The organism is Streptomyces argenteolus (assembly GCF_042902585.1).
In the GTDB taxonomy this organism is placed as follows: domain Bacteria; phylum Actinomycetota; class Actinomycetes; order Streptomycetales; family Streptomycetaceae; genus Streptomyces; species Streptomyces argenteolus.
In genome coordinates, this window is the sequence record NZ_JBIBEG010000009.1 from 177,042 (window position 1) to 203,825 (window position 26,784).

The window sequence follows — 26,784 nt, forward strand, 5'->3', positions numbered from 1 at the left end:
CGGTGGACCGAGCTGTCCGGAAGGGGCCCGTCCACCCGCAGTCAGATCGTCGCCGACCCGAACCGGCGCCTGTACGCCGACGGCGTGATGCCGGTCGTGCGACGCATCAGCATGCGCAGATTCGCCGCGGTGCCCAGCCCGCTGCGTCGCGCGACCACCTCGAACCGGGACTCACCTCGCTCGATCAGCCGGCACGCCAGAGCAAGGCGCTGCCCTGTGAGCCACGCCAGCGGCGTCGTGCCCAGTTGCGCCCGGAAGCGGCGATGCAGAGTCGCCGGACTGACCGCCGCGCGTGCCGCGAGGCCCGAGACGGTGAGCGGTGCGTCCAACCGCTCCTGAGCCCAGGCCAGGACAGGCGCCAGGGACTCGTCCGGCAGGTCGGGCATGGGGCGCTCAACGAACTGCCGCTGCCCGCCGTCCCGGTGTGCCGCGAAGACCAGGCGCCGGCTCACGGAGTTGGCGACCTCCGCACCGTGGTCGCGGCGCACCACGTGCAACCCGAGGTCGAGCGCAGCCGCGCTCCCCGCCGCGGTCAGGATGTCACCGTCATCCACGAACAGGACGTCCGATTCGAGCTGGACGGAGGGGAAGCGGGCGCGGAAGGAGTCCGCCCACTGCCAGTGCGCGGTGGCCCGGCGCCCGTCGAGGACACCGGCCTCGGCCAGGGTGAAAGCACCACTGCAGAAGCCGACCAGGCGCGCACCGCGCGCGTGCGCCCGCCGGACGGCATCGAGCACGACGGGGCGGCGGGGCACTTCCACGTCCGGGCGGTTGGGGACGATCAAGGTGTCCGCCGCATCGGCCGCTTCCAGGCCGGCGACTCCCGTGAGCGTGAAGAAACCGTCTCTCATCAGGGTGCGGGGCTCGGGGGAACAGAGCCGGAAGTCGTAGAGATCACGGCCGATCTCCGGTCTGCGCAGGCCGAAGATCTCGGTCGCACAGCCGAGCTCGAAGGGATTCGAGTTCTCGTCCACGATCACGACGACCCGGTGTACGCCCGCCCCATGAGCCGCGTGCGAGGATTCTTCTGTCATGTGCAATTCCTAGCACTCACGGCGGCCACACGAAACGGCTCAGGATGGGCCCATGAGCAACGAACCCATCGCCCTCAGCACGGCTCTGGCCTCCTTCGACGCCCTCTGGAGCCCTCGCATCGTCACACGCGTCAACGACTACGACGTCCGCGTCGCCAAGGTCGAGGGCGAGCACATCTGGCACGTCCACGACGACACCGACGAGTTCTTCCTGGTGCTCGACGGCGAGCTGCACATCTCCCTGCGCGAGCCCGGCGGCGAGCGGACGGTCCTGCTCCCGCGGGGCGCTGTCTTCACCGTCCCCCGGGGCACGGAGCACAGGCCCTACGCCCCGTCCGGCGCCGCCATCCTCATGTTCGAGCCCACCGGGACACCGACTGTCGGTGATCGCCACGACGAGATCCCCGCGCACGTCGACGCGACGACCGGGCACGCCCTCACCACCTGACCTGACAGGCTTCCAGCCGGCCGCCGGGTCGGCGACGAGCGTCGGTGGCCCGGCGAGGGCGACGCGGGCTCGATCCTCGGGGTGGCCGGATCGCGCGGAAGCCCCCTTCCGCCAGGACAGGCCGGACGGTCGTCAGGAAGGCCTTCCGGGCATGTCGCTGGGCGGTGACGCACGAACGGCGAGACGTGGGCGAGATCCCCTCGCGGACCCCGACGCGACAGCCCGACACGCCCCGGCTCCACCGCGGGCCGAACAGGCCCCAGTGCGTCGTGTCGTGGAGCGGGAGCATGCTGAGGCTGTCGTCTTGCGGCGTCGGCCGACGGAGCCCGGGCCTCTTGCGGGCCGAGTCGGCCGACGGCGAGTGAGCAGGGAGCGCTGCGCGCAGGTGCTCCGGAGCGTCAGTCCTCCAGCTGGGCGCGGGCGAGAGAATGCGCGCGATCCAGTGCGCCGGAGGCATCGCAGGCGATGTCCGGCTGTACACCCGTGCCCTCCCAGTTCGTGCCGGAGACGGGGTTGACGGCGCGGCCGATCGGGATCGAGGCTTCCAGATGTGGGTGCACCGTCCAGCCCTCCCGGGGGTGCGCTCCGCCACGGGTGCGCTCGCCGACGACCACCGCGCGGCCGAGCTGCTGGAGGTCGTATGCCAGCTCCTCGGCAGCGGAGAAGGTGTGGTTGCTGGTCAGCACATACACCGGCTTGCTGCCACCGAAGCGGGCGCCGGGGACGTGCGGCTGGCTCCAGGACTGCTCCGTGCGGTCGCCGTCCCGCCAGTACATGGAGTTGAGATGGGTGCGCTCGTCCAGCAGGTAGCTGCAGATGAAGGCCACCGCGTCCGGGTCGCCACCCCGGTTGGCCCGGAGGTCCACGATCAGCGCTTGGGCACGGGAGGCCAAGGCGAGCGCGGCGGCCAGGGGTTCGGCGGACCAATCCAGCGGAAACAACATCGGTGCCAGTTCCAGGAGGGCGACCCCGCCGTCGAGCAGTTCCACGCGCGGCACTCCGCCCAGCGAGGTGTCGAAGTCTCCGCGGATGGACTCCAGGACCGCCGCTCCCTGCTTCTCGGGCACCTGGCCGGCGTGATATTGCAGGCTCAGGTGCTGGTCGCCGTTGACGGACCGCAGGTCCGCGGTGACCAGACGGGCGAGCTCCTCGGCGTCGTCCACAGCGTAGGCACCCTCGGCGTGGCGTCGTTTCAGCAGCTCGGCGAGCTGCCCTGCCGTGTCGGGGAAGACGTAGTGCTCGGTCAGGAGCCGGACCGTCTCGTCGATGACACGGCCGGGCTGAACCTTCGTCACAGTCGTCATGGCACGCAGTAGATCACCGCGCTCGCGAAGGCGTCCATACGTGTAAAGCGTCCCCGCTCTCCCCGTCCTGCCGGGACTACCGCCCCCAGACCTGGAAACGCGTCCGGGGGGCGGCGCATGCCACCCCCCGGTACGTCGGCGACCGCTCTCAGCTCTGCGGACGGCTGCCGTGGTTCGCGCCGTTCTTGCGGCGGGCCCTCTTCTTGCGACGTCGTTTCGAGGACATCGATCCCTCCTCATCTGTAGCTTTTGCGTTCTATCCGCCGGATTGTCGGCTCCGGCGACCACAGTGCCCCTTACCCACCGACAGGACGGCAAACACACCGGGCCGACCCGAACGAGTGGTGATCATCACAGCGCGTGACGACGCACTCGCGCGCCTGATGCCCGGGACCCGCACCGCCGTACGGCGCCGGGGCCCGCTCCGCACACGGGTTCCAGCGGTGCCGGGGCGCGGGAGCCGGGCGCAGGCGCCCCTCACTTCGCACCTGCCACTCGTTCGCAGGTACGGGCGGGGCCCGCTTGTCACCGTCCCCGGCCTGGCACTAGTGTCGCCACGCCTTGGTGAACGGGAAATCGGTGTGATGCCGGTGCGGCCCTCGCCACTGTGATCGGGAAGTCCGGCTCCGGCCCTCACGGGCAGCCACTGGGTCCTCGGGACCCGGGAAGGCGGAGCACGGGCGGTGTCACCCGTAAGCCAGGAGACCGGCCAAGGCGCTTCAACCATCCACGAGGTGCTGGAGAGGGTCTGCTGAGCCATGCACATAGCCGAGGGTTTCCTCCCCCCGGCGCACGCGATCGCCTGGGGTGTCGCGTCCGCGCCGTTCGTCGTCCACGGAGTCCGTTCACTCACCCGTGAAGTCAGGGAACATCCCGAGAGCACCTTGCTCCTCGGAGCCGCCGGAGCCTTCACGTTCGTCCTCTCCGCCCTGAAGCTGCCCTCGGTGACGGGCAGTTGTTCGCACCCGACCGGCACCGGACTGGGTGCCGTTCTGTTCCGCCCACCGATCATGGCGGTCCTGGGCACCATCACCCTGCTGTTCCAGGCCCTGTTGCTGGCACACGGTGGCCTGACCACGCTCGGCGCCAACGTCTTCTCGATGGCGATCGTCGGCCCCTGGGCCGGATACGCGCTCTACCGGCTGCTGCGCCGGTTCGGCGTCCGGCTGATGGTCGCGGTGTTCTGCGCCGCGTTCGTCGCGGACCTGTCCACCTACTGCGTCACCAGCGTGCAGCTGGCACTGGCCTTCCCGGACCCGGGCAGCGGATTCCTGGGCGCTCTCGGCAAGTTCGGCTCCATCTTCGCGGTCACCCAGCTGCCGCTCGCCGTCAGCGAAGGGCTGCTCACCGTGCTGGTGATGCGTCTTCTGGTGCAGTCCAGCAAGGGCGAGCTCACCAGGCTCGGCGTCTTCCTCTCCGGCAAGGCGGACAGGACCCGCAGGCCCGAGACCGAGGCGGTGGCCTGATGACCGGCAACACGAAGATCAACGGCCTGCTGCTGCTCGTCGTGGCCGCCCTGGCCGTCCTGCCCCTGGCCCTCGGCCTCGGGGACGACGAGGAGGAACCCTTCACGGGCGCCGACGCCCAGGCCGAGACGGCGATCACCGAGATCGACCCCGACTACGAGCCCTGGTTCTCCCCGCTCTACGAACCGCCGTCCGGTGAGATCGAGTCCGCGCTGTTCGCCCTCCAGGCCGCTCTGGGGGCGGGGGTGCTCGCCTACTACTTCGGTCTGCGGCGCGGGCGCCGGCAGGGCGAACTGCACGCCGGAGCACAGCTCGACACCGACCGCGACGCGAGCGGCGCCGGGGAGTCCACGGCCCAGGGGACCTGAGCACACATGCTGCCGATCGACGCGGCGGCGCACAGCAGTCGCTGGCGCCGCCGCCATCCCCTGGACAAGGCCGTGCTCGGTCTCGGACTCACCGCACTGGCGGTCTCGCTGCCGCCCTGGCCCGGCGCCGCCCTCGTCCTGGTCACCGCGCTCACCGCACTCCTGGGCCCGGCGGGCGTGCCCGCGCTGCGGCTGTGGCGCGCCTACCGGGTACCCCTGGGCTTCTGCGTCACCGGGGCAGCGACACTCCTCGTGCAGGTCGGAGGCCCGGAGGGCTTCGTCGCCCCGGCGACCGGGGGGCCTGCCCGCGCGGCGGAACTGCTGCTGCGGACCTCGGCCGCCTCGCTCGGCGTCCTGCTGTTCGCCTTCACCACCCCGATGTCCGACCTGCTGCCCCGCCTGGTCCGGGCGGGGGTCCCCGCGCCCGTGGTGGACGTCGCCCTGGTGACGTACCGCATGAGTTTCCTGCTCCTCGACTCGATGCGCCGGATACGGGAGGCCCAGGCCGCCCGGCTCGGGCACACCACGCGGGCCGCCGCCTGGCGGTCCCTGGCCGGGCTCGGAGCGACCGCCTTCGTCAGGGCCTTCGACCGGGCGGCGAAGCTCCAGGCGGGGCTGGCCGGGCGTGGATACGACGGCACCTTGCGTGTCCTCGTGCCCGAGGCGCGCGTCTCCCCCCGCTTCGTGGCCGTGAGCGGCGCCCTGCTCGCGGCGCTCACCGTCCTGACCTTCGCACTGGAAAGGCCGCTCCCATGAGCGATTCACCACTGCTCTCCCTGCGGGGCGCGTCCTTCGCCTACGAGGACGGCCCGCCTGTGCTCAGCGGCCTCGACTTCGAGGCGCGGGAAGGCCGTGCGCTCGCGCTGCTCGGCCGCAACGGCAGCGGAAAGACCACCCTGATGCGGCTCCTCAGCGGCGGACTACGCCCGCGCGAGGGCCGGCTGACGGTCGCCGGCACCCCGGTGACGTACGACCGCAAGGGGCTGACACGGCTGCGCACGACCGTGCAACTGGTGGTGCAGGACCCGGACGACCAGTTGTTCGCCGCCTCGGTGGCGCAGGACGTCTCGTTCGGGCCCCTGAACCTGGGCCTGCCCGACGGTCAGGTGCGGCACAGGGTGGCCGAGGCGCTCGCCGCGCTCGACATCACCGCGCTGGCCGACCGGCCCACCCATCAGCTCTCCTACGGACAGCGCAAACGGACCGCCATCGCGGGGGCGGTGGCGATGCGCCCTCGCGTGCTGATCCTCGACGAACCGACCGCCGGGCTCGATCCCGACGGCCAGGAACGGCTGCTCGTCACGCTCGGCGCGCTCCGCGCGAGCGGCACCACCGTGGTGATGGCGACCCACGATGTCGATCTGGCGCTGCGCTGGGCCGACGACTGCGCGATCCTGACTCCCGCCGGTGTCCGTTCCGGGCCGGCGGACGCGGTGCTGGCCCGCACGGACGTCCTGCGGGAGGCGGGCCTGCGGCTGCCGTGGGGCATCGCCGGTGCCCGGCTGCTGCGCTCCCACGGGCTGCTGGACGCCACGGTGCCCGGCCCTCGCACCGCCGAGGAGCTCGCCGCGTTCGTCGCCTCCCCCGTCTCCACCGCCTCCGAGCGGGCGGCCACCGACGGCTGACGGGCGACGGCTGCCCCCGGCGGAACGTGTGCGCGGCGGTGCCGGGCGGCGCGACCGGCCGATACGGGTTGTAATTGCGGGTGGAGAGGCCGGCGCAGCCGGCAGCGCAGCACACGGAAGAACCTCCGGCAGACGACGTGAGGAGAACCCATGGCCGCCCGTCAGCCCCTCGTCCCTCCGTGCGGGCGCCGCCGCACCGGCCGGAGGGAGGCGCCGTGGCCGACGCCGTGGTGATCGGAAGCGGGCCCAACGGCCTGGTCGCGGCCAATGTGCTCGCCGACGCCGGCTGGACCGTGGAGGTCCTGGAGGCGCAGGACGAGCCGGGCGGCGCGGTACGCAGCGACCGCGGGGTGCACCCCGAGTACGTCAGCGACATGTTCAGCTCGTTCTACCCGCTGGCCGCCGCCTCTCCGGTGCTGTCCGGGCTGCACCTGGAGCGGGAGGGGCTCCGCTGGAGCCACGCCCCTCAGGTGCTCGCGCACCCCTTGCCCGACGGCCGCTGTGCCGTGCTGGACCGTGACCGGGCGGTGACCGCCACGGGGCTCGACGGCTTCGCGTCCGGTGACGGGCAGAACTGGCTGGAGCTCTGCCGCATCTGGGACCGGCTGGGTGACGACATCGTCCGCGCCCTGTTCTCGCCCTTCCCGCCGGTCCTCGCGGGAGGCATGCTGGCGGCGCGGCTGAGGGCGGCGGGCGGGCTGAGACTGGCCCGCAGCCTCCTCCTCCCGGTGCGCAGGCTCGGGGAGGAGGAGTTCACGGGCGAGGGAGGGCGGCTGCTGCTGGCCGGCAACGCCCTGCACGCCGACCTGGCGCCCGAGGCCGCCGGCAGCGGCGGGTACGGCTGGCTGATGTCCATGCTCGGCCAGGCTCACGGTTTTCCCGTACCGGTGGGTGGGGCCGGCGCCCTCACCGCCGCGCTGGTGCGGCGGTTGCGGGGGCGCGGGGGCACCCTGCGGTGCGGACAGCGGGTGACCGAGGTCGTCGTACGGCGCGGTCGTGCCGTGGGGGTCCGCACGGAGCCAGGGGACGCGGTGCCCGCCCGCAGAGCGGTGCTGGCCGATGTGTCGGCCCCTGCTCTGTACGGGTCACTGGTCGCCCCGGAGCATCTGCCGCCCGGGCTCATCGACGACATGCGGCGTTTCCAGTGGGACTTCGCCACCTTCAAGATCGACTGGGCGCTGAGCGGACCCGTCCCGTGGAACGCCCGGCCTGCGGCCTCCGCCGGCACCGTCCATCTCGCGGACGGGGTGGACGGCCTCACCCGCTTCGCCGCCCAGATCGCCCAGGGCCTGGTCCCCGACCGTCCGTTCCTCCTCGTGGGGCAGATGACCACCGCGGACACCACCCGCTCACCGCTGGGCACGGAGTCGGCGTGGGCCTACACCCATGTGCCGCACACGGTGAAGGGGGACGCCGGCCCGGACGGTCTGTCCGGCAGGTGGGACCAGGCGGAGTGCGAGAGGATGGCGGACCGGGTGGAAGAGCAGGTGGAACGCCACGCCCCGGGCTTCCGCAGCCGTGTCCGCGCCCGCCGGATCCTGTCACCCCCCGCGCTGGAGGCCGCCGACGGCAATCTGCACAACGGTGCGATCAACGGGGGCACGGCTTCGCTGCACCAGCAGCTGGTCTTCCGGCCGGTTCCCGGCACCGGCCGTCCGGAGACGCCGGTGAGGGGGCTGTATCTGGCTTCCGCCTCCGCGCATCCGGGGGGCGGCGTACACGGCGCCCCGGGTGCCAACGCGGCCCGTGCGGCGATCCGGTCCACGCGGGGCACCACCGCGGTGCTGACCGGCGCCCAGCGGCTGCTGAACCGTCGGGGCCGGGGCGGTTCGGACGCCTCCGTTCCCGGGTGATGTCCTTCCGGGACGCGGGCCACGGGTCACCCGAGCGCCCCGTCCCGCAGGCGTCGGCCCTGCCGGGGCGGAAGCATGTGCGCCGACGGGAGTCCGGCACCGTTTCCGGCCGTCCCGGTCTCCGACCGATCCGATGTGCCAGGGAGTTCCTGTGGGCGCTGACAAGCACGTTCTGCGAGACCGCACAGCCGTGGTGACGGGCGCCGCCCGCGGGGTGGGGGCGGCCGTCGCCGCACGGCTGGCCGCACGCGGTGCCCGCGTGGCCCTGCTAGGGCTGGAGGAGGAGGCGCTGGCCGAGGTGGCCGCCGGGCTCCCCACCGAGGCCCGTCACTGGCACGTGGACGTGACGGACGACGCCGCGATGGCGCGGGTGGCGTCGGAGGTACGCCGCCGGCTGGGCCCCGCGTCGGTCGTGGTGGCCAACGCCGGGGTGGCGGACGGCGGTCCCTTCGCCGACTCGGACCCAGCCACCTGGCGCCGCGTGATCGAGGTCAACCTGATCGGCAGTGCCGTGACGGCGCGGACGTTCCTCCCCCAACTGCTCGACACCCACGGTTACTACCTGCAGATCGCCTCGCTGGCGTCGATCGGCGCGGCCCCGCTGATGAGCGCGTACTGCGCGTCCAAGGCGGGTGTGGAGTTCTTCGCGCACTCCCTGCGCGCCGAGCTGGCCCCCAGTGGGGTGGGCGTGGGAACGGCGTACCTGAACTGGACCGACACGGACATGATCCGCGACGCCGACCGGTACGCCGTGCTGCGGGAGCTGCGGGCCCACATGCCGCCTCCGGCGCGGAAGGTGTACCCGGTCGGACAGGTGGCCGACGTGCTGGTCGGCGCCGTCGAGCGGCGCGCCCCCACGGTGTACGTACCGGGGTGGCTGCGCGGGGTGCAGGCCGTGCGCGCGCTCCTGCCGGGTGTGGTCGCCCGGGTCGCCCGGCAGGAGCTGATGCGCTCGGAGTTCACCTCGACCGGCCTCCTGGGGGCGGGCGGCAGGGCGGCAGCGGTTTCGGGCCGGGACACCTGAGCAGGGCCGGACGAACCGCGCGGCACGTAACGGGGTGCCTGAGCACGGCCGCCGGGCGAACGGCGGCCGTGCTCAGGGACATCGGAGCGACGTCATGACGTGCTTGATCCGGGTGCGGTCCTCGAAGCCGTACGCGGAGAGGTCCTTGCGTCCTTGGACGCGCTCTGTGCGACCTCGATGCCGGCGCGCACGGACCCGGTGACGGACGCCGTCGCCGGGGTGGGGTCAGCCCCTCCATGTACTCCCCCGCGGCACCGGACGGCCGGATACCGCCGACAGGCCTGCTGCCGCGGCTGAATCCATCCGGTACCCGGACAAACATCAGGCGGACGCGATCATCGTATCGAGTTAATGTCGGCAACTTTCCTTGGTGCGGGGGCCGAATGGGCCATTAGTGTTCACCTCGATCTGGACGGGTTCCCGTCCGTCTGCCCCTTATCCATCCCTTTGCCCGATGGTGCCCATGTTCGCTTGTCACCGCCCTGACCAAGGAGAGCGTGCCCGATGACTGTTGGCTCGAGCCAGGACGTACGACCGGAGCCACCCCGGCAATCCAGCCTGAGCACGGCGGCCGCCCGCAATCTCGCCACCACGGCCAAGTCCGCCCCGCAGATGCAGGAGATCACCTCCCGCTGGCTGCTGCGCATGCTGCCCTGGGTGGAGACCCAGGGCGGGGCCTACCGGGTGAACCGTCGGCTGACGTACACCGTCGGCGACGGGACCGTGGAGTTCGTCCAGGACGGCGCCCAGGTCCGGGTGATCCCCCGCGAGCTCGGTGAACTGGCCCTGCTGCGCGGCTTCGACGACGTGGACGTGCTGACCGCCCTCGCCGACCGGTGCGTCCAGCACGACTTCCGCGCCGGCGAGACGCTGGTCGAGCGTGGGGCGCCCGCGGACAAACTCCACCTGATCGCCCACGGCCGCGTCAACCGCACCTCCGTGGGCAGTTACGGTGACGCGGTGGCCCTGGACGTGATCGCCGACGGCGACCACTTCGGTGAGAACACCCTGCTGGACGAGGACTCCCGGTGGGACCACACCGCCACCGCCGAGACCTCGGGCACGCTGCTCACGCTGTCCCGGTCCGACTTCGCGGCGGTGCTCTCCACGGCCCCGACCCTCCGGACCCACGTCGACGCGTTCTCCACGCTGTCCCAGCAGCGGCAGAACCATCGCGGCGAGGCGGAGATCGCGATGTCCGCCGGCCACAGGGGCGAGCACGAACTGCCCGGCGCGTTCGTCGACTACGAGCTGAAGCCGCGCGAGTACGAACTCTCGGTCGCCCAGACCATTCTGCGGGTGCACACGCGGGTCGCGGACCTCTACAACGGGCCGATGGATCAGACCAAGGAACAGCTCAGGCTCACGATCGAGGCGCTGCGCGAGCGCCAGGAGCACGAGCTGATCAACAACCGGGAGTTCGGTCTGCTCCACAACGCCGACTTCAAGCAGCGCATCCAGCCGCACTCCGGACCGCCGACCCCGGACGACATGGACGAACTGCTCTGCCGGCGCCGCGGCACCAAGTTCTTCCTCGCCCACCCCCGGACCATCGCGGCGATCGGGCGCGGCTTCAACGCCCGTGGTGTCTACCCGGACCACGTCGACCTGGGCGGGCAGCAGGTCCCGGCCTGGCGCGGGGTCCCGATCCTGCCGTGCAGCAAGATCCCCGTCACGAAGGAGAAGACCAGCTCGATCCTCGCCATGCGTACGGGTGAGGAGAACCAGGGCGTCATCGGTCTGCGCCAGACCGGGCTGCCGGACGAGTACGAACCGGGGCTGTCCGTCCGCTTCATGGGCCTGGACGAGAAGGCCATCACGTCCTACCTCGTCAGCACGTACTACTCCGCCGCCATCCTCGTGCCGGACGCGGTCGGCGTGCTGGAGAACGTGCAGATCGCCCACTGGCCCAGGTAACGGGCCCGGCCCGGGGCACGAACCTCCGCGACGACCCCGCGACCGCCCCGGGGCGGTCGCCCGTGCCCGGAGCGTCGGGACAGCCCCCCACCATCAAGGAGTCACGCATGCCCGTGCCCGAGCTGCCACCGCCACAGTCGAGTGTGCCCGGGGCCGCCTCCCACTTCGGGATGCACGTACTCGCCGCGGCGGCCCGCACCTTCGGTGCCGAGGCCGTCCCTGGCAGCCCGCACCGCACACCGGCGGTACCCACACCGCCCTCGGCCTCCGCACCCGCACCGCCTCCCCCCGGCGCCACGGCCGCCGGGGCGCCCGCACCGGCACCCGACCTCGATCGGATCCTGCGCGGCCCGAGCGGTCTGGGCACGGCCGGCCTGCGCCTGATCCTGCGCGAGGACCCCGCTGCGTACTCGTCCCCGGCGTCCTCCCCCTCGGCGGACACGTCGGGAGGCAGGCCAGTGCCGGGCCTATACCACCACCCCGTGCCCGAGCCCGACCCGGTGCGGGTCGAGGAGGTCAGCCGACGGATCAAGTCCTGGGCCCTGGACGAGGTCTCCCTGTACCCCGACGACTGGGAGGAGCAGTTCGACGGCTTCTCCGTGGGCCGGTACATGGTCGCCTGTCATCCCGACGCGCCCACCGTCGACCATCTGATGCTGGCCACCCGGCTGATGGTCGCCGAGAACGCGGTGGACGACTGCTACTGCGAGGACCACGGGGGCTCGCCCGTCGGTCTGGGCGAACGGCTCCTGCTGGCGCACACGGCCCTCGACCCGCTGCACACGACGAAGGAGTACCAGCCCTCCTGGGCGAAGTCCTTGCACGCGGACGCGCCCCGGCGCGCCTATCGCTCCGCGATGACGTACTTCGTCCAGGCCGCCAGTCCTTCCCAGGCGGACCGGCTCCGGCACGACATGGCCCGGCTGCACCTGGGGTACCTCGCCGAGGCGGCCTGGGCGCAGCTGGACCACGTCCCCGAGGTCTGGGAGTACCTGGCCATGCGCCAGTTCAACAACTTCCGCCCCTGCCCGACGATCACCGACACGGTCGGCGGATACGAACTGCCGGCGGATCTGCACGCCCGCCAGGCCATGCAGAGGGTCATCGCTCTCGCGGGGAACGCGACGACCATCGTGAACGACCTGTACTCGTACACCAAGGAACTCGACTCGCCCGGGCAGCACCTGAACCTGCCCGTGGTGATCGCCGAACGGGAGGGCCTCTCCGACCGGGAGGCGTACCTGAAGTCGGTGGAGGTCCACAACGACCTCATGCGCGACTTCGAGAGGGAAGCCTCCGCCCTGGCCGAGTCCTGCCCCGTCCCGAGCGTGCAGCGCTTCCTGCGGGGCGTGGCCGCCTGGGTCGACGGCAACCACCACTGGCACCAGTCCAACACCTATCGCTACAGCCTGCCGGATTTCTGGTAAGAGAATGGACTCATCTGTGACCCACACCGAACTCGCCGCCACCGCCGCCCCCTCCGCCCTGCGCATCCCCAGGCCCGCGACGCCCTATCAGGGGGACATCGCCCGCTACTGGGACGGGGAGGCCCGGCCGGTGAACCTGCGTCTCGGCGATGTCGACGGCCTCTACCACCATCACTACGGCATCGGTGAGGTGGACCGCGCCGCCCTGGGAGACCCCGAGGACAGCACCAGCGAGAAGAAGCTGATCGCCGAGCTGCACCGGCTGGAGTCGGCGCAGGCGGAGTACCTCCTCGGGCACCTCGGTGACATCGGGCGCGACGACACCCTGGTGGACGCCGGCTGCGGCCGGGGCGGCTCGATGGTGATGGCGCACCAGCGCTTCGGATGCAAGGTCGAGGGAGTCACCCTGTCGGCCAAGCAGGCCGACTTCGCGAACGGCCGGGCCCGTGAACTGCGTTTCCAGGACCACGTCCGGGCCCGTGTCTGCAACATGCTGGCGACGCCCTTCGAGACCGGGTCGGTCGCAGGCTCGTGGAACAACGAGTCGAGCATGTACGTCGACCTGCAGGACCTGTTCGCCGAGCACTCCCGCATTCTCTCGGTCGGCGGCCGGTACGTGACCATCACCGGCTGCTGGAACCCGCGGTACGGCCAGCCCTCGAAGTGGGTCTCGCAGATCAACGCGCACTTCGAGTGCAACATCCACTCGCGCCGGGAGTACCTGCGCGCCATGGCCGACAACCGTCTCGTGCCGCAGACGGTCATCGACCTCACCCCCGACACCCTGCCCTACTGGGAGTTGCGGGCCACGTCCTCGCTGGTCACGGGGATCGAGGACGCGTTCATCAACTCCTATCGGGACGGGTCCTTCCAGTACCTCCTCATCGCGGCGGACCGGGTCTGACCCGCTGACGGGCCCGGCCCGCCCCGAGGCGCATGCCCCGGGACGGGCCGGGCCCGCGAACGCCGGTACGGCGGAGGTCAGTTCAGCCGGAACACCGGGCCTCGCGGTGTGAACGGCAGAGAGGCACCGTGCGGGATCAGGAAGGCGTGCTCACGCCGGATCCGCAGGGTGTCACACCCCCCGTCGGTGATCACGAGCACCGGGGCGGCGGGCGGGAAGTCGTGCGCGCGGTGCAACAGGTCGATGCCCGGCTGCAGTTCGGTACCGCCACGGCCGCGCACCCGGACCCGGCCGGCGATCTCGGCCGGGTGCAGGTACCCCACGTCGTACGGCGCCGCGTCGCAGAACACCACACGCACCGCCGGGACGTCGCGTGCCTGCGCGTACGAGGCGATCGCTCCCAGGGCCTTGCCCAGCAGGGTGCTGTTCATCGAGCCGGAGGTGTCGAGTACGACTCCGAACGTGCAGCGGGCCGTCTCCTCGGGAGGGAAGTACTGCCCGGCGCGCGGGATGTCAGGGGTCGACGCCTGCCGTCGGGCGGGACGGGCGTAGGAGCGTACGGGCTCCGGCCGGGGCACGTACGCGTCGAACCAGCGGGCCAGTCGCGCGTCCCACGGGACGGGCGGGTGGGCCAGCGCCCGGATCTCCTGCACCAGCCCGGCGGGCAGCAGCCCTCGCTCGCCGTACTGATGGAGGTCGAACCCCTGGACCAGGCCACGCCGGTAGAAGTCCTCCAGGTCCGTGTACGGGCGGGCGCCTGCGTGCGGCACCGGCTCGCCGAGGATGTCACCCCGCCCCTTGCCCCGCAGGGTCGCGAGTCTCCGCCGGCGGCGCAGGTCACCGGCGATCCGGTCGTACACCTCCTCCGCCGACAGGTCCCGCAGCTGCGGGTCGTACAGCACACCTTCGGGCATGTCGCCGACACGCATCTGGACGAGCCAGTCGTTGACGACGTAGTCGGCGGCGACGTTGAAGAGGAACGGGTCGCGGCCACCGCGGCGTTCGCCGTGGCGCAGGGCGGCGTGGAGCATCTCGTGGGCGAGCACGAAGCGCCACTCCCCGTCGGTGAGTGAGCGCAGCGGGTTGACGTAGATCTCGCCGGCCACGGAACTCACCGCGGCGATCGCGATGCCCTGGGCCCGTGCCAGCTCCTCGTCCGCCACGACGGAGAGCCCCGCCGCGAGACCGCCCAGCAGCGGGTACGAGGACACGAACCAGTTCAGGGCACGGTCCCAGGGCTGCTGCGGAGCCATGTCTCCGGTCTCCCTGTCGCGGCGGCCTCCCGCCGTGTCCATGGCGGCGGAGACGCTGCGGGTGAGGGCGCGGGCGAAGGCGGTCTCCCAGTCGGGGACGGCTGAGTTCCACGCGTTCCAGGTCGTGAGGACCTGGTCCGGATGCCCGCCCGCCGTGCCGCACTGCTCGTATGCGGCGGGGATGCCGTCGCGCCGCCAGCGGGCCGCGAGCTGCTCCTCGTCGCCGGCCGGGTAGGCCGCGGGCAGGTGGTCGGGGGGACGGCCCACAGGCAAGGTGAGCAGGAAGCGGTTGACGACCGTGCAACGGGCCGCGAGCGCGTACCGGTCGGGCTGTACCCGCGGATCCTCCTTGGACGCGGGCACATGGCCGAAGCCCAGGTGCAGCGCGCTGTGGGCGAGGACCCAGGCCCACACGGCCGGTTCCGCGCGCTTCGTGGGGTGCACGTGGACGATGCCCCCCGACGTGACCGCGGCCAGTCCCCCGGCCGGTGTCAGGGCACACCCGGTCTTCCTGCAGACGGAGAGCCTGACCGCTCCGAATGCCGGGTACCGGTTGAGGAGCAGGAGGCCCGCGGCGAATGCCTCGGTCGCGGGATCGGGCTTGTCACCCTTCTTCTTCCGTCCCCCGCCCGCCGTGCCCCTCACTGCCGTGCCTCGACCAGCCGGGGCATGTCGCGTGCCGCCTCGACGAGGAACCAGGAGGGCAGCACGGGCCGGCCGTCGGCGTCGTCCGCGATGACGGTCTGGGCGACCTCGACCGAGATCTCGGCGAGCCGCACGAGCAGCGCCTTGGCCCGGTAGGAGGTCTGCCGCATCGACTCGGACACGTGCTCCCGCTGCCGGGGAAGCTCCTTCACCAGCCGTCCTCGGAACGCCTCGGCCAGGTAGTACAGCAGGTCGCGGTCCTCTAGCCGGGTCGGCCAGGAGGCCTCACCCTTGAGGATCGCCTCGATGCCGAAGGTGTGACGCACGATCTTCGCGTAACCGCAGAAGGAGACCGCGTGCGCGGGCGTCAGCGTGCCGTGCACGATCACCTTGAGCGTGTCCTCGTCGATGTCCGGGCCGAAGGAGTGCAGGGCGTCGGAGAGCATGTGCCAGGAGCGGGGTGTGGAGAACGGCTCCTCGGTCTTCGGCGGCTGCGACCACAGGTGGTCGGGCCGGTCGGTGACGTAGTCCGTGACCCAGGAGTGGATCCCGTTCTCCCCGGCCCAGACCAGCCAGTCGGCGGCCGAGGCCCGCAGGTGGACATGGGTGAGCCGGTTCACCAGGGCGGAGGCCACCGGCCTGGCCAGCGCGTTGTCCGTGGCACGGTTGCCGGCCCCGATGACGATCGAGCCGGCGGGCAGCTCGTACGATCCGATCCGCCGGTCCAGGATCAGCGAGTAGAAGGCCTTCTGGACATCGGGGGTGGCGGCGTTGAGCTCGTCGAGGAAGAGGCAGTACGGCTCGTCGCGCGCGATGCTCTCCGGCGGGCAGAACACCGAGCGCCCGTCACGGATCTGAGGTACGCCGATCAGGTCCTCCGGGGCCAGCTGCGTCCCGAGGAGACTGACGCACTCCAGGCCCAGCGACTCGGCGAAGCCGCGTACGAGCGACGACTTGCCGATCCCTGGCGCTCCCCAGAGGAACACGGGCCGCACGGTGGCGAGGCCGAGCAGCAGGTCGGGTATCTGGGCGGGGGTGACGGTGACGGCAGCCTGCACGCGGAGCTGTTTCCTTCGGGAGGCGGGACGCGGGAGATCGAACGCGCTCAGTATGGGAGGCCTCAACCGGCCGTCGCAGCCGAATAAACGGCGGTGACGGTCCGCCAGAGGGCGGTCGCTGCCCGGCGTCCCGCCCCGGACGGCCCGTTGTCCCGCCGGCCGGGGACGGGAGCCAGGCTCACCGGCCGGCGCCGATGGTGTGGAGCCCGGCCTGCGTCAAGCTCAGCCTGCTGTCGGGTCCACCGCGCACGAGGTGTCCGTCCGCGTCCTCCTGGCCGCCGTCCTCCCACGCCTGCCGGGCAGGGGAGCGGTACGGGCACGCGTACCGAGTCGTGGACCCAGGCGTCCGGCGCTCACCGAGCGTCGCGCCTCCGTGATCGCGCGCCGTCGTACCGTCCCCTTCCTGGGCAGTTCCCACACCTGCCCCGCGAACTCCGAGTCACTGCGGTCGGCACCGCCCCCGACAGCGTGCTCCTCGTCGACGCGTTCGAGCACTGCCAAGGCCTGGAGGGCTGGCTGCGCGACCACTTCCTGCCCCGGCTCCCCGATCGGGCTTTGGTGGTGATCGCCGGACGGAAAGGCCCCAGCCCGGCCTGGACCGCCGACCTCGCCTGGAGCGAGGCACTGGCCGTCGTCCCCTTGGACGACCTCGAACCGGCGGACGCCGAGCGTCTGCCTCGGCCGGCGCTCCTGTGGCCGGGCCCTCCGGTGGGCGGCCACAGACGCCGCACCGGGCATCCTGTCCCCTGCGGTTCGGCTACAACTCCCGTCAGCGGGAGGCACGTACGACCAGGACGTCACAGGTCCTCGGCGCTCAGTCGCCTCGTCCCGTCCAGGCGGCCCCTATGGTGAGCGATCACCCTGTGGGGCTCGCCTCGGCGTACCGCTTCATCTCCTCCACCGGCAGCGACGGGTTGGACGCCGCGGCCTCCACCACCTCGGGGTCGTCGTCGGCGAGGAGCCCGACGATCGTCCGCACGCGCAGACGGGGGTGCCGCGCGGCCACGAAGCGGGCCCGCTGGTCGGCCAGACAGGCTTCCAGGGCCCCGGCCGGCGCCTCGGGATGCTGCGCGATGACGCGCAGGGCCCTCCGGCCGCGAGGGAGCCGTCCGGCCAGGTCCTCCAGCAACCCGGGCGGAACACCGGGGTTGGCCGCCACCTGGGCCGCGACCCGCTCCCCGTGCCGTTCCACCAGCCCTCGAAGCTGGGTCCCGTCCAGGCCGGGGTGCGGGGCTATGTTCTTGAGCACTTTGGCGTCGCGGTCGGCAGCCAGCATGTCCCGCACGCCGGACGGGAGATCACGGCGCGCTGCCACGAGCATCCTGACCGCCGGGTCGGGGGACGCGGCGAGCCGTGCCGCATCGGACAGGGATGCCCGGGCCACACACGGCAGCACGGTGCTGCCCGCCTTGATGCGGCCCGCAAGCCGGCCGAGCAGGTCCAGGGGCAGACGGGGATGGTGCGCGAGTTCCCCGCGTACCGAAGGATCCGTGTCGGTCGCCAGCGCACCCATGACGTCCTCACCGATCGCGGGATTCCTGGAGAGGGCTGAGCGGACCCCTGAGGACGAGTCCTCGGCAAGGCGCCGGCAGACCTCCGGGGGAAGCCCCGGCCGCTCGGCGACCAGCGCGCGGATCCACCACACCGGATCGTCGGCGAACCGCACGGCCGCGTCCACCGGTACAGCCGGATTCCGCAGTGCCCTCTCCCGCATCCGGGACACCGTAGACCGGTGGGTCCCGTCACAGGCCGCGTCCGGGGGCAGTTCGCAGTTGGTACGCGGGCAGTCGGCCGCGTGGACGAAAGGGATCGGCTCGCGGTCACAGACGGAGCAGTGCCGCGCCGGGGGCAGGCCCTGCCCGGTGAGCAGGGCCCGCAGGACCTCCGGAGACGCCGCCTCGTTCTCCGCCACCGCGGAGCGGACGTCGGCATGCGGGTGCCGGGCGAGCCGGGCCGCGATGTCGGCCGGTGCCCACAGGGCGAGTTCCACGACGACTTCGGTGTCGGAGTCGTCGAGAAGCGCCTCCAGCACGTCGGGCGGCAGTCCTGGGCACGCAGCCAGCTTCACCCGGCACCGTGGGTCCGCGTGCGCGGCGAACCGCCGCGCCCACCGCGTCGGCCCCACCCCTGTGTCGAGGAGAGCCAGCACCGCATCCGGAAGCACGGCGGGACCGACCTGGTCCTCGCTCAGCAGTCCCTCGTACGCCAAGGGGACGGCCGTTCCGGGACACCGTGTGACCAGGGCGGTCACCTGAGCGGGGGTGAGGCCGGGGCGGTGCGCGAGCCGCCAGGCGATCTCGTCGTCCGCCGTTTCGATCAGCCGGTCGAGGAGTTCTGCGGGAAGGGAGGGGTTGGCGGCGAGGCCGGCCGACACTGCGTTCACCCGCTCACCTTGCCCCAGCCTCGGCCGGCGGTACCAGCGCATATGACCGGCCCGCGCACCGAGACCCGGGTCCGGCTCCCGGCGAGCGCGGGCGCGGGCCTGGACGGGCTCAGTCCGACGGCGTGACGGGAGTCAGCACGCCGAACCACTGCTCGGCGCCGTACTCCTCGAACCTCTCCGCCTCGGTGAAGCCCAGCTCTCGCGCCAGACGCGTCGAGCGGTGGTTGTCGGTGCGGGTGCAGAGCACCACCGGCTCGCCGGGCAGCGCGCGGGCGAACCACCGGAGTGCCGCCGCGCACGCCTCGGCGGCGTAGCCCTGGCCCCACGCTTCCGGCAGGAGCATGTAACCGATCTCGGCCTCCCCGGCATCCGGTCGGACGTGTCCCGGGCGCTGTGCATCACGCCGTTCGAGCGTGACCGTGCCGACCATCGCTCCGTCGGCGTCGATGACGAAGACACCGGGGCGGCGCCCTGGCACCTCGGGTACCGCACGCTCCAGTTCGTCGCGCGGGCGAGGGCCGCCCAGGTAGGTGTGCACCTCCGGCGACGCGAACAGCTCGATGAACGCCGGCCGGTCCCGGGCTTCCGACGGGCGGAGCACGAGCCGCTCGGTACGTATAGGAGCGGGGGGCCAGACGGATGCGAGGTCGGTCATGGGGGCAACCTAACCCACACCCTGGCGGCCGACGCCCGGGCCGCCGGAACCCGCCGCTGCCGGCGGTCTTCGCCTGCGCGTGCGGCACTGGCGCCCGGACGTTCGCGACAGGGGCGCTCCGAGAAGTCCCCGGCCGGCACGTGCGGTGCCGGCGGCATCGGTCGCGGGGTCAGCCAGACTCGGGCGGTTTCCGGGCGTCGAAGGCGAAGAGGGTGTTCTCTGCAGCGGCCACGATCACCGCACGCCCCGCAACGGTCACGCGCGGACTCGCTCCCTGCTCACCCGTGAGCCCGTCGGCCTGCGGGTCCGTGGCCCACAGGAGTCGGCCGTCGTCCGGCGCCAACGCGACCACCCGCCCGGTGGCGGAGCTGAAGTACACCGCGTCGTTTCCAGCGACGGGGCCCGACGCGCCCTCCACGCTCGTCTGACGCGACCACTTCTTCCTGCCGGTCGCAGGGTCGAGGGCGGTGACGAGGCCGGTCTGCCCGCTCAGGTAGACGGTGCCGTCCTCCATGCCTGGGGTCCCCGCGTAGGCCTCGGCCAGCCGGGAGTACGTGACCTTCCGCGACGCGGGGTCCACCCGCACCACTCCGTCGTAGCCCGCCAGCGCCGTTCCTTCCCTGTACTCCTGGAGGAGGACGAGCCTGCCGTCGGCGAAGCCCATGGGCACGGCGGGGCCGTCGACCGCGACGGGCCTGCCGAGGGTCCCCGACGCGCGGTCGACCGTGTACAGGACGGGGCTGGTCACGTCCAGGGCGTCCAACTCCGCGTCCGTCGCACACATCGCGGCGATTCCGGTGCCCACCGGGACGGGCGCGCACCGCGTGCCCGAGGGGAACGGCCTCGTCCAGATCTCCTCCCCGCTGTGTGCGTCCCGGGCCTCGAAGCGGGAGTTGGACGCGTCGACGGTCACGACGGCGGAGCCGGCCACCACGGCGTCCTGGGTCCGGCCCGTGACGGCCGTCGACTGGGCACCGGACGGCACGGACCACAGCTCGCGGCCGGTCTCCGCGTCGAGCGCCACCACCTCGGTGGGAGGGTCCTGCGGGGCGTCCTCGGCGGCGAAGCGGTAACCGAGAACCGTGTCGTCGGTGGCGCCCACGAGGTGCAGGCCCTGGACGGGGACGCCAGGGCTCTTCGCCGTCCACACCCGCGATCCGTCCTCGGCTCTGATACGGGTCGCCACGACGCTCCCTCCCCCGCAGAACAGCGCCTCCCCGCGCGTGACGCAACGCAGTTCGTCGGGAATGTCCTCGCGCCCGCCTCGGACCGTGGTGCGCCATGGCCGGAAGCCGTCCGGGAGTGCCACGTCCGGTGCCGCGACCCTGTCACCCTTGCCGCCCGGGCCGTGATCGTCGTCCCCGAGGCCGCCCGCCTGCAGGGCGGCCACTCCTCCGCCGATCGCGGCCACCGCGACCGCTGCCGCGAGCACAGGACGCCAACGCCGGCGCAGCCGACGGCCGAGGGGAGTGCGCCCGCTCCCCGTGCCGGAACCGCCGGGACCGGTGGCCGGGGCGGTCGGCGCCGGGGTGGCCCGCGTCGCGATGTGGTGCTGGGTGTCCATGTCACGGGTGCGTCCGGCGACGGTGCCGCCGGCGTCCGTCCCACCGAGGTCCGCCGGAAGGTCCCGCAGCAGGACGAGGAGTTCGTCCGCCGAGGGGCGTCCCTCCGGCTCCTTGTCCAGGCACGCCTCGACGACCTCGCGCAACGCCGTCGGGACGGCGCCGAGGGACGGTTCCTCGTGGACGACCTGATAGGCCGTCATGTAAGGGCTGTCCGCGTCGAAGGGTCCGTGGCCCGTCGCCGAGTACACCAGCAGGGTCCCCAGCGAGAAGACGTCGGAACGCGGTCCCACCCCCCGCGGAGCCTGCAACTGCTCCGGCGACATGAACGGCGGCGTACCGATGACCCGTCCGGTCATCGTCAGCGTCTGCTGGTCAACGGCACGCGAGATGCCGAAGTCGATGACGCGGGGGCCCTCGGGCGAGAGCACGACGTTCGACGGTTTCAGGTCACGGTGGACGACACCGACGCGGTGGATGTCACGCAGCGCCTCCGCGAGCCCGATGGCGAGCTTCCGCAGCTCCGCGCCACCCAGCGGGCCCTCGGTGGCGATGCGCTGGGTGAGCGTGGGCCCCTCGATGTAGGCCGTCGCCATCCAGGGCTGGTCGGCCTCGGGGGCGGCGTCGACCACGGCGGCGGTGAACGCCCCGCTCACCCGCCGCGCCGCCGCCACCTCCTGCCGGAAACGGATGCGGAACTCGTCGTCCCCGGCGAAGTGCTGGTGGATCAGCTTGACCGCGACGGGCCGCCCCGAACTCGTACGGGCCAGGAAGACCGTGCCCATGCCGCCCGAGCCCAGCCGCGCTTCGAGCGGATAGCCGCCGATCTCGGCTGGATCCCCTGGGCGCAGCGACACTCTTTCCCGACCTTCCCGTTCCCCGTGCACCTCTGCAAGCACGGGACCGCGTATCTGTCCTGCACACAAACTAGTCGCAGGGTGGTGCGCCGGAGCAAAGCGGGTGCGCGGGAGCCTGTCCGCGCGGGACCAGCACGGGACTCGCCCCGGACCCGTGCTGCACCGCGCCGGAGCGTCACCGGACTCGCCCCGGTGCGAGGCCGCCCGCGGCCGTGCAACGGCCGGGAATCGCGCATCGGTGATCGGCGGTCAGGAGTGGAGAGGCGGCCACCGTTCGGTGGGCCGTCCCCCATCGGTTCCGGAGCCGGCGCTCGGCGGTCGAGGCCGGCGGTCGCGTCCGCCTCCGGTGCGGTGGAGTCCGACAGGCGAGCGCCACGCTCAGCCATGTCCCTCCTTGATGTCCCCCACTTGATGACGACTCTCCGCTGTCATGACCCTGGCGGGACCACCCGATCACCCCCCACAATGCGGCTGGGAGCGCTCCCACTCACACGGGAGGCCGCTCTCCCATGCCCATCGCCCCCGTCGACGAAAGGCTTCCCCGGTGAATGCCTCACCACTTTCCGCACGGCCTGTGCGCACCCGCCCCCGGCACGGGCGACGTGTGCTCGGGATGTCAGCCGCCGCCTTACTGTTCTCGGCGGCGCTGGCGGTGCCCGGAACGGCCGGTGCGCTCGAAGCCGAACCCGGCCCCGAGCAGATCTCCAACGGCGATTTCGCCGCCGGTACCGCCCCCTGGTGGTGGACGGCGAACGCGCCGGCGGCGGTCACGGACGGCCGGCTCTGCGCGCAGGTGCCCGCCGGTACGACCAACGCCTGGGACGTCATCATCGGCCAGAACGACGTACCGATCGTCGCGGGTGAGAGCTACGAGCTGTCCTACACGGCCACTTCCACCGTGCCTCTGACCGTCCAGACCCGGGTCCAGGAGGCGACCGAGCCGTACACGACCGCGCTCGCCACGGCGGACCCCGTGGGCACGGAGGTGACCGAGGTGACGCGTACGTTCACGGCCTCGGTCGACTTGCCGGCCGCGTCGGTGCAGTTGCAGATAGGCGGCGGCGAGCGGGCGACGACCTTCTGTCTGGACGACGTCTCACTGCGGGGCGGGGCCGAACCGCCCGTGTACGTGCCCGACACGGGCTCGCCCGTACGCGTCAACCAGGTCGGCTACCTGCCCGACGGCCCCAAGAGCGGTACCGTGGTCACCGATGCCGACGCACCGCTGACCTGGACGGTGAAGGCCGAGGACGGTTCGACGGCAGCCACCGGGACGACCGTTCCCCAGGGCGAGGACCCCACGTCGCACCAGCGGGTCCACACCTTCGACTTCGACGGCCTCACCGAGGCGGGGGACGGCTACACCGTGGAGGTGGACGGCGAGGTCAGCGAGCCGTTCTCGATCCGCGGCGACCTGTACGACAAGCTGCGCTCCGACGCGCTGGCGTACTTCTACCACAACCGCAGCGGGACGCCCATCGAGGCGGACCTCGTGGGTGCGGAGTACGCACGCCCGGCCGGCCACATCGGTGTCGCGCCCAACAAGGGCGACACGGACGTTCCCTGTCAGCCCGGAGTCTGTGACTACCGGCTGGATGTGTCGGGCGGTTGGTACGACGCGGGCGACCACGGCAAGTACGTGGTCAACGGCGGCATCTCGGTGGCCCAGCTGATGTCCACCTACGAGCGCACCCTGACCGCCCCGAACGCCGAGTCGGCGGAACTGGGCGACGGTGAGCTGCGGGTACCCGAACGCGACAACGGGGTGCCGGACATCCTGGACGAGGCGCGCTGGGAGATGGACTTCCTGATCAAGATGCAGGTACCGGCCGGCGAACCGCTGGCGGGGATGGCGCACCACAAGATGCACGACGCCGAGTGGACCGGGCTGCCGATGAAGCCGCATCTCGACCCCCAGCAGCGTGAGTTGCACCCCCCGTCGACGGCCGCCACGCTCAATCTCGCCGCCTCGGCCGCACAGTGCGCACGGCTCTACGCCCCCTTCGACGAGGACTTCGCCGACCGTTGCCTGCGGGCCGCCGAAACCGCGTGGGCCGCGGCGAAGCAGCACCCGGACGTGCTCGCCGACCCCGCTGACGGAACCGGCGGCGGCGCGTACGGCGACAACGACGTCTCGGACGAGTTCTACTGGGCAGCCGCCGAGCTGTTCACCACCACGGGCAAGGACACCTACCGCCAGGCGGTGCTCTCCTCCGACCTGCACGGGGACACGGACGCGGTCTTCCCGGCGAGCGGCGGGATCTCGTGGGGATCCACCGGTGGACTCGGTGTGCTCACCCTGGCCACCGTGCCGAACGGTCTGACGTCGGCGCAGCTCGACGAGGTCCGCTCCGTCGTCACCACGGCCGCCGACCGCTATGCCGCGCAGTCCGGCGCCCAGGCGTACGGGCTGCCGTACGCCCCTCAGGGCGGGGACTACGTCTGGGGGTCCAACAGCCAGGTCCTGAACAACATGATCGTGCTGGCCACGGCCCACGACCTGACCGGCAAGGCCGCCTACCAGGGCGCCGTGTTGCGGGGCGCCGACTACCTGTTCGGCCGCAACCCCCTGAACCAGTCGTACGTCACCGGCTACGGCGAGCGGGACTCCCATAACCAGCACCATCGCTTCTGGGCGCACCAGAACGATCCCGCCCTGCCCCACCCGGCCCCCGGATCGGTGGCCGGTGGGCCCAACCTCACCGCGGCCGGCTCCGGAGACCCGGTCGCGAAGGACAAGCTGAGCGGCTGCGCCCCGGCCATGTGCTACATCGACGACATCGGCTCCTGGGCGACCAACGAGATCACCATCAACTGGAACGCGCCGCTGGCCTTCATCGCTTCCTACCTGGACGACGCGGGCGAGGGCGACCCGGCCGCCCAGGCCCGTACCTGCGAGGTCACCTACTCCTCGCACCCGTGGAGCAGTGGCTCGACGGTGACGGTCCACGTCGAGAACACCGGCTCCGAGCCGGTCTCGCCGTGGGAGCTGACCTGGCTGCTCTCCGGCGAGCAGAAACTGAGTCACACCTGGAGCGCGGAGTTCACCCAGTCCGGCCGCACGATCAGCGCGAAGCCGCTGACGTGGAACCGGACACTGGCCCCTGGGGCGGCGGTCGACTTCGGCTTCAACACCTCGGCAACGGGCCCGGCGCCGGATCCAGCGGCGTTCAAGCTGAACGGCCGGGCCTGCTCGTCGGGCTGACCTCACCGTAGGTGCCGCCCGAGCCCGCGGGCGGCACGCTGACACCACCTCAGGCCCATGAGCCCTGCCCGCACCGCGGGGAGGGCTCATGGGCTGGGCTCGGGCTGGGCGTGACGAGCGCGAGGGTACGGCGGCAGCAGTTCCAGCCACGGGCGAAGCCGGGGTCCACGAGAAGCCTCCGAGATCCTCCCCACGGGCGGGCGGCACGTGGCCGGCGTGGAGGTGAATCCTCCGTAGCCCAATGGAATGACCCTGCACGGCGGGCGAAGCGCGGCCTCGGCGAGGAGGCGCCCGGTCCGGTCTAGCGTGAGGAAGCCCCTTCCCAGCGAGTCGACGGAGCACCCCATGACGACGCATGCCCTCGCCGATCTGACCGGCACGTACGTGCTGGATCCCGCGCACACCCGCATCGGCTTCGTGGCTCGGCACGCGATGATCACCAAGGTGCGTGGGGCGTTCCACGCATTCGAGGGCACCCTGCACCTGGACGGCTCCGACCCGTCCAGGTCGAGCGCGTCGGTCACCATCGAGGCGGACAGCATCGACACCGGCAACGCGGATCGCGACGGCCACCTGCGGACGAACGACTTCCTGGACGCCCCCACATACCCCAAGATCACCTTCACCTCCACCGCGTCCGAACAGCTGGATGACAGCCACTTCCGGCTGACGGGGGATCTGACGATCAAGGACACCACCAAGCCGATCAGCATCGACTTCGAGTTCACCGGCGCCGCCCGGGACCCGTTCGACAACCAGCGGGTGGGCTTCGAGGGCGCCATCACGGTGAGCCGCAAGGACTACGGCCTGACGTGGAACGCCGCGCTCGAAGGGGGCGGTGTCCTGGTCGGGGACAAGGTGGTTCTGGAGTTTGACATCTCCGCGATCAAGCAGGTCTGACAGCGGGGCCACGACCGGAACCCAGGTAGGGCATCTGCCTGCTGAGCGCCGGCCATAGGCCCCGGCCGGCACCACAGGACCGGCACGCTGGAGACCCTCCCGCCGGCACGCCGGCTGCGTGATCGTCGCGACAGCGCGGCCATGGGTCTTCAACCGCCTGCTGCCCCTCGGGCCCCGCCCACAGGCCCGAATCCCGCTACGTCCGGCGGACTTGGGAGCCGTGTTCCGTGGCACCTCGCGCGCGCCTCGGAGCATGGGCATCGCCCGGTAGCGTGATCGCCTGCCGCATGGATCGCCCATGCGGCAGGCCGGCCCCTGCGGGGATGCCGGTGGCGAGCGACAGGACTGTGATGAGCGAACTGACGAAGCCCACGATGACGGTTCCGGAGGGTGACGCGCCCACCGAGCTGACGATCCGGGACCTCGTGGTCGGGGACGGAGCCGAGGCGCAGCCGGGCAGGGTCGTCCAGCTGCACTATGTCGGGGTCACGTTCGCGTCCGGGCGGGAGTTCGACTCCTCGTGGGAGCGGGGCCGCCCGTTCAAATTCGCCGTGGGCGGTGGCAGGGTCATCAAGGGGTGGGACCGGGGGGTGAGGGGCATGAAGGTCGGCGGCCGACGCGAGATCATCGTTCCTCCGCACCTCGGTTACGGCAAGCAGTCACCCTCGTCGCTGATTCCGCCGGGCTCGACGCTGATCTTCGTCGTGGACCTGCTCACCGTCGTGGGCGGGCCCGCCGGAGCGAAGCCCGCCTGACCGGCTTCGGCTTCGACTCGGCGCTCCTCGGGCAGGGTCACGCCGACACTGCGCCTCTTCCAGCCCGGCTTCTGTGCGAGGAGAAGTGGGCCGTCTTCACAGGGTCGTTGCCATGACACGCACCAGGAGGCGGCCTCGCCG

General features: G+C 72.0%; 21 protein-coding genes and 1 riboswitch. Of the genes, 13 read left to right on the forward strand and 8 right to left on the reverse strand.

Translation table 11 applies throughout. From position 1 onward, the window contains the following. Positions 1-41 precede the first annotated feature (41 nt). Positions 42-1,034: a GlxA family transcriptional regulator gene (locus tag ACFY8O_RS27850; RefSeq protein WP_387907018.1), complete on the reverse strand. Its 993-nt coding sequence runs from the start codon at positions 1,032-1,034 to the stop codon at positions 42-44. Between the two features lie 52 nt (positions 1,035-1,086). On the opposite strand from ACFY8O_RS27850, the gene ACFY8O_RS27855 reads away from it, so the two are divergent. Then, complete coding sequence (locus ACFY8O_RS27855) at positions 1,087-1,482, forward strand: cupin domain-containing protein (protein WP_387907021.1); 396 nt, start codon at positions 1,087-1,089, stop codon at positions 1,480-1,482. A gap of 398 nt (positions 1,483-1,880) precedes the next feature. On the opposite strand, the gene ACFY8O_RS27860 is transcribed toward ACFY8O_RS27855, so the two are convergent. Then, positions 1,881-2,786 (reverse strand): S41 family peptidase, encoded by a 906-nt coding sequence (locus ACFY8O_RS27860; protein WP_387907023.1) that lies wholly within the window; start codon positions 2,784-2,786, stop codon positions 1,881-1,883. A 148-nt stretch (positions 2,787-2,934) separates the two neighbouring features. Continuing rightward, positions 2,935-3,012 (reverse strand): 50S ribosomal protein bL37, encoded by a 78-nt coding sequence (locus ACFY8O_RS27865; RefSeq protein WP_374104540.1) that lies wholly within the window; start codon positions 3,010-3,012, stop codon positions 2,935-2,937. Positions 3,013-3,331: 319 nt separating this feature from the next. Further along, positions 3,332-3,514: riboswitch (cobalamin riboswitch) on the forward strand. A 30-nt stretch (positions 3,515-3,544) separates the two neighbouring features. Here ACFY8O_RS27865 and ACFY8O_RS27870 point away from each other — a divergent pair. From ACFY8O_RS27870 to ACFY8O_RS27910, 9 genes are all read left to right on the forward strand, one after another. Beyond that, on the forward strand, positions 3,545-4,252 hold the full coding sequence (locus tag ACFY8O_RS27870) for an energy-coupling factor ABC transporter permease (protein WP_145810287.1): 708 nt from the start codon (positions 3,545-3,547) through the stop codon (positions 4,250-4,252). Further along, on the forward strand, positions 4,252-4,620 hold the full coding sequence (locus ACFY8O_RS27875) for an energy-coupling factor ABC transporter substrate-binding protein (RefSeq protein ID WP_387907027.1): 369 nt from the start codon (positions 4,252-4,254) through the stop codon (positions 4,618-4,620). The genes ACFY8O_RS27870 and ACFY8O_RS27875 overlap by 1 nt, the downstream gene beginning before the upstream one ends. A 6-nt stretch (positions 4,621-4,626) precedes the next feature. Continuing rightward, a complete protein-coding gene (cbiQ, locus tag ACFY8O_RS27880) occupies positions 4,627-5,376 on the forward strand; it encodes a cobalt ECF transporter T component CbiQ (protein WP_387907030.1) in 750 nt (249 codons plus the stop codon). Beyond that, positions 5,373-6,245, forward strand: a complete 873-nt coding sequence (locus ACFY8O_RS27885) for an energy-coupling factor ABC transporter ATP-binding protein (protein ID WP_387907033.1) — start codon at positions 5,373-5,375, stop codon at positions 6,243-6,245. Before cbiQ ends, ACFY8O_RS27885 begins: the two co-directional genes overlap by 4 nt. A 215-nt stretch (positions 6,246-6,460) precedes the next feature. Beyond that, positions 6,461-8,098: a phytoene desaturase family protein gene (locus tag ACFY8O_RS27890; protein ID WP_387907035.1), complete on the forward strand. Its 1,638-nt coding sequence runs from the start codon at positions 6,461-6,463 to the stop codon at positions 8,096-8,098. 151 nt (positions 8,099-8,249) lie between these two features. Further along, positions 8,250-9,122: an SDR family oxidoreductase gene (locus ACFY8O_RS27895; protein ID WP_387907038.1), complete on the forward strand. Its 873-nt coding sequence runs from the start codon at positions 8,250-8,252 to the stop codon at positions 9,120-9,122. Between the two features lie 504 nt (positions 9,123-9,626). Then, entirely contained in the window at positions 9,627-11,039 is a 1,413-nt protein-coding gene (locus ACFY8O_RS27900) for a family 2B encapsulin nanocompartment shell protein (protein WP_387907042.1), read from the forward strand. Between the two features lie 107 nt (positions 11,040-11,146). After that, positions 11,147-12,466 carry a family 2 encapsulin nanocompartment cargo protein terpene cyclase gene (locus tag ACFY8O_RS27905; protein ID WP_387907045.1) on the forward strand — a complete coding sequence of 440 codons (1,320 nt, stop codon included), beginning with the start codon at positions 11,147-11,149 and terminating at the stop codon, positions 12,464-12,466. A 4-nt stretch (positions 12,467-12,470) separates the two neighbouring features. Further along, complete coding sequence (locus tag ACFY8O_RS27910) at positions 12,471-13,370, forward strand: geranyl diphosphate 2-C-methyltransferase (protein ID WP_145810303.1); 900 nt, start codon at positions 12,471-12,473, stop codon at positions 13,368-13,370. A 77-nt stretch (positions 13,371-13,447) separates the two neighbouring features. On the opposite strand, the gene ACFY8O_RS27915 is transcribed toward ACFY8O_RS27910, so the two are convergent. The 5 genes from ACFY8O_RS27915 to ACFY8O_RS27935 form a co-directional block, all read right to left on the reverse strand. Beyond that, the gene (locus ACFY8O_RS27915; protein WP_387907048.1) at positions 13,448-15,268 is read right to left on the reverse strand and encodes a vWA domain-containing protein; all 1,821 of its coding nucleotides are present in this window, start codon (positions 15,266-15,268) and stop codon (positions 13,448-13,450) included. Continuing rightward, complete coding sequence (locus ACFY8O_RS27920) at positions 15,265-16,326, reverse strand: ATP-binding protein (RefSeq protein ID WP_145810307.1); 1,062 nt, start codon at positions 16,324-16,326, stop codon at positions 15,265-15,267. Before ACFY8O_RS27920 ends, ACFY8O_RS27915 begins: the two co-directional genes overlap by 4 nt. 856 nt (positions 16,327-17,182) lie before the next feature. Beyond that, on the reverse strand, positions 17,183-18,709 hold the full coding sequence (locus ACFY8O_RS27925) for a hypothetical protein (RefSeq protein ID WP_387907052.1): 1,527 nt from the start codon (positions 18,707-18,709) through the stop codon (positions 17,183-17,185). A gap of 109 nt (positions 18,710-18,818) precedes the next feature. Continuing rightward, the gene (locus tag ACFY8O_RS27930; RefSeq protein WP_387907054.1) at positions 18,819-19,364 is read right to left on the reverse strand and encodes a GNAT family N-acetyltransferase; all 546 of its coding nucleotides are present in this window, start codon (positions 19,362-19,364) and stop codon (positions 18,819-18,821) included. Between the two features lie 169 nt (positions 19,365-19,533). Further along, on the reverse strand, positions 19,534-21,783 hold the full coding sequence (locus ACFY8O_RS27935; protein WP_387907056.1) for a protein kinase domain-containing protein: 2,250 nt from the start codon (positions 21,781-21,783) through the stop codon (positions 19,534-19,536). Positions 21,784-22,396: 613 nt separating this feature from the next. Here ACFY8O_RS27935 and ACFY8O_RS27940 point away from each other — a divergent pair. The 3 genes from ACFY8O_RS27940 (at position 22,397) to ACFY8O_RS27950 (ending at position 26,643) form a co-directional block, all read left to right on the forward strand. Then, positions 22,397-24,988 carry a glycoside hydrolase family 9 protein gene (locus ACFY8O_RS27940; RefSeq protein WP_387907059.1) on the forward strand — a complete coding sequence of 864 codons (2,592 nt, stop codon included), beginning with the start codon at positions 22,397-22,399 and terminating at the stop codon, positions 24,986-24,988. Positions 24,989-25,333: 345 nt separating this feature from the next. Then, complete coding sequence (locus ACFY8O_RS27945) at positions 25,334-25,888, forward strand: YceI family protein (protein WP_145810315.1); 555 nt, start codon at positions 25,334-25,336, stop codon at positions 25,886-25,888. A gap of 350 nt (positions 25,889-26,238) precedes the next feature. Next, the gene (locus ACFY8O_RS27950) at positions 26,239-26,643 is read left to right on the forward strand and encodes an FKBP-type peptidyl-prolyl cis-trans isomerase (RefSeq protein WP_387907062.1); all 405 of its coding nucleotides are present in this window, start codon (positions 26,239-26,241) and stop codon (positions 26,641-26,643) included. Positions 26,644-26,784: the final 141 nt, after the last annotated feature.

What these genes read in the sequence shown, in the direction of transcription:
- ACFY8O_RS27855 (WP_387907021.1), top strand. Translation starts at nt 1,087, where the DNA reads ATGAGCAACGAACCCATCGCCCTCAGCACGGCTCTGGCCTCCTTCGAC.
- ACFY8O_RS27950 (WP_387907062.1), top strand. Translation starts at nt 26,239, where the DNA reads ATGAGCGAACTGACGAAGCCCACGATGACGGTTCCGGAGGGTGACGCG.
- ACFY8O_RS27860 (WP_387907023.1), bottom strand. Translation starts at nt 2,786, where the DNA reads ATGACGACTGTGACGAAGGTTCAGCCCGGCCGTGTCATCGACGAGACG.
- ACFY8O_RS27945 (WP_145810315.1), top strand. Translation starts at nt 25,334, where the DNA reads ATGACGACGCATGCCCTCGCCGATCTGACCGGCACGTACGTGCTGGAT.
- ACFY8O_RS27930 (WP_387907054.1), bottom strand. Translation starts at nt 19,364, where the DNA reads ATGACCGACCTCGCATCCGTCTGGCCCCCCGCTCCTATACGTACCGAG.
- ACFY8O_RS27875 (WP_387907027.1), top strand. Translation starts at nt 4,252, where the DNA reads ATGACCGGCAACACGAAGATCAACGGCCTGCTGCTGCTCGTCGTGGCC.
- ACFY8O_RS27905 (WP_387907045.1), top strand. Translation starts at nt 11,147, where the DNA reads ATGCCCGTGCCCGAGCTGCCACCGCCACAGTCGAGTGTGCCCGGGGCC.
- ACFY8O_RS27910 (WP_145810303.1), top strand. Translation starts at nt 12,471, where the DNA reads ATGGACTCATCTGTGACCCACACCGAACTCGCCGCCACCGCCGCCCCC.
- ACFY8O_RS27885 (WP_387907033.1), top strand. Translation starts at nt 5,373, where the DNA reads ATGAGCGATTCACCACTGCTCTCCCTGCGGGGCGCGTCCTTCGCCTAC.
- ACFY8O_RS27870 (WP_145810287.1), top strand. Translation starts at nt 3,545, where the DNA reads ATGCACATAGCCGAGGGTTTCCTCCCCCCGGCGCACGCGATCGCCTGG.
- cbiQ (WP_387907030.1), top strand. Translation starts at nt 4,627, where the DNA reads ATGCTGCCGATCGACGCGGCGGCGCACAGCAGTCGCTGGCGCCGCCGC.
- ACFY8O_RS27940 (WP_387907059.1), top strand. Translation starts at nt 22,397, where the DNA reads ATGTCAGCCGCCGCCTTACTGTTCTCGGCGGCGCTGGCGGTGCCCGGA.
- ACFY8O_RS27850 (WP_387907018.1), bottom strand. Translation starts at nt 1,034, where the DNA reads ATGACAGAAGAATCCTCGCACGCGGCTCATGGGGCGGGCGTACACCGG.
- ACFY8O_RS27865 (WP_374104540.1), bottom strand. Translation starts at nt 3,012, where the DNA reads ATGTCCTCGAAACGACGTCGCAAGAAGAGGGCCCGCCGCAAGAACGGC.
- ACFY8O_RS27900 (WP_387907042.1), top strand. Translation starts at nt 9,627, where the DNA reads ATGACTGTTGGCTCGAGCCAGGACGTACGACCGGAGCCACCCCGGCAA.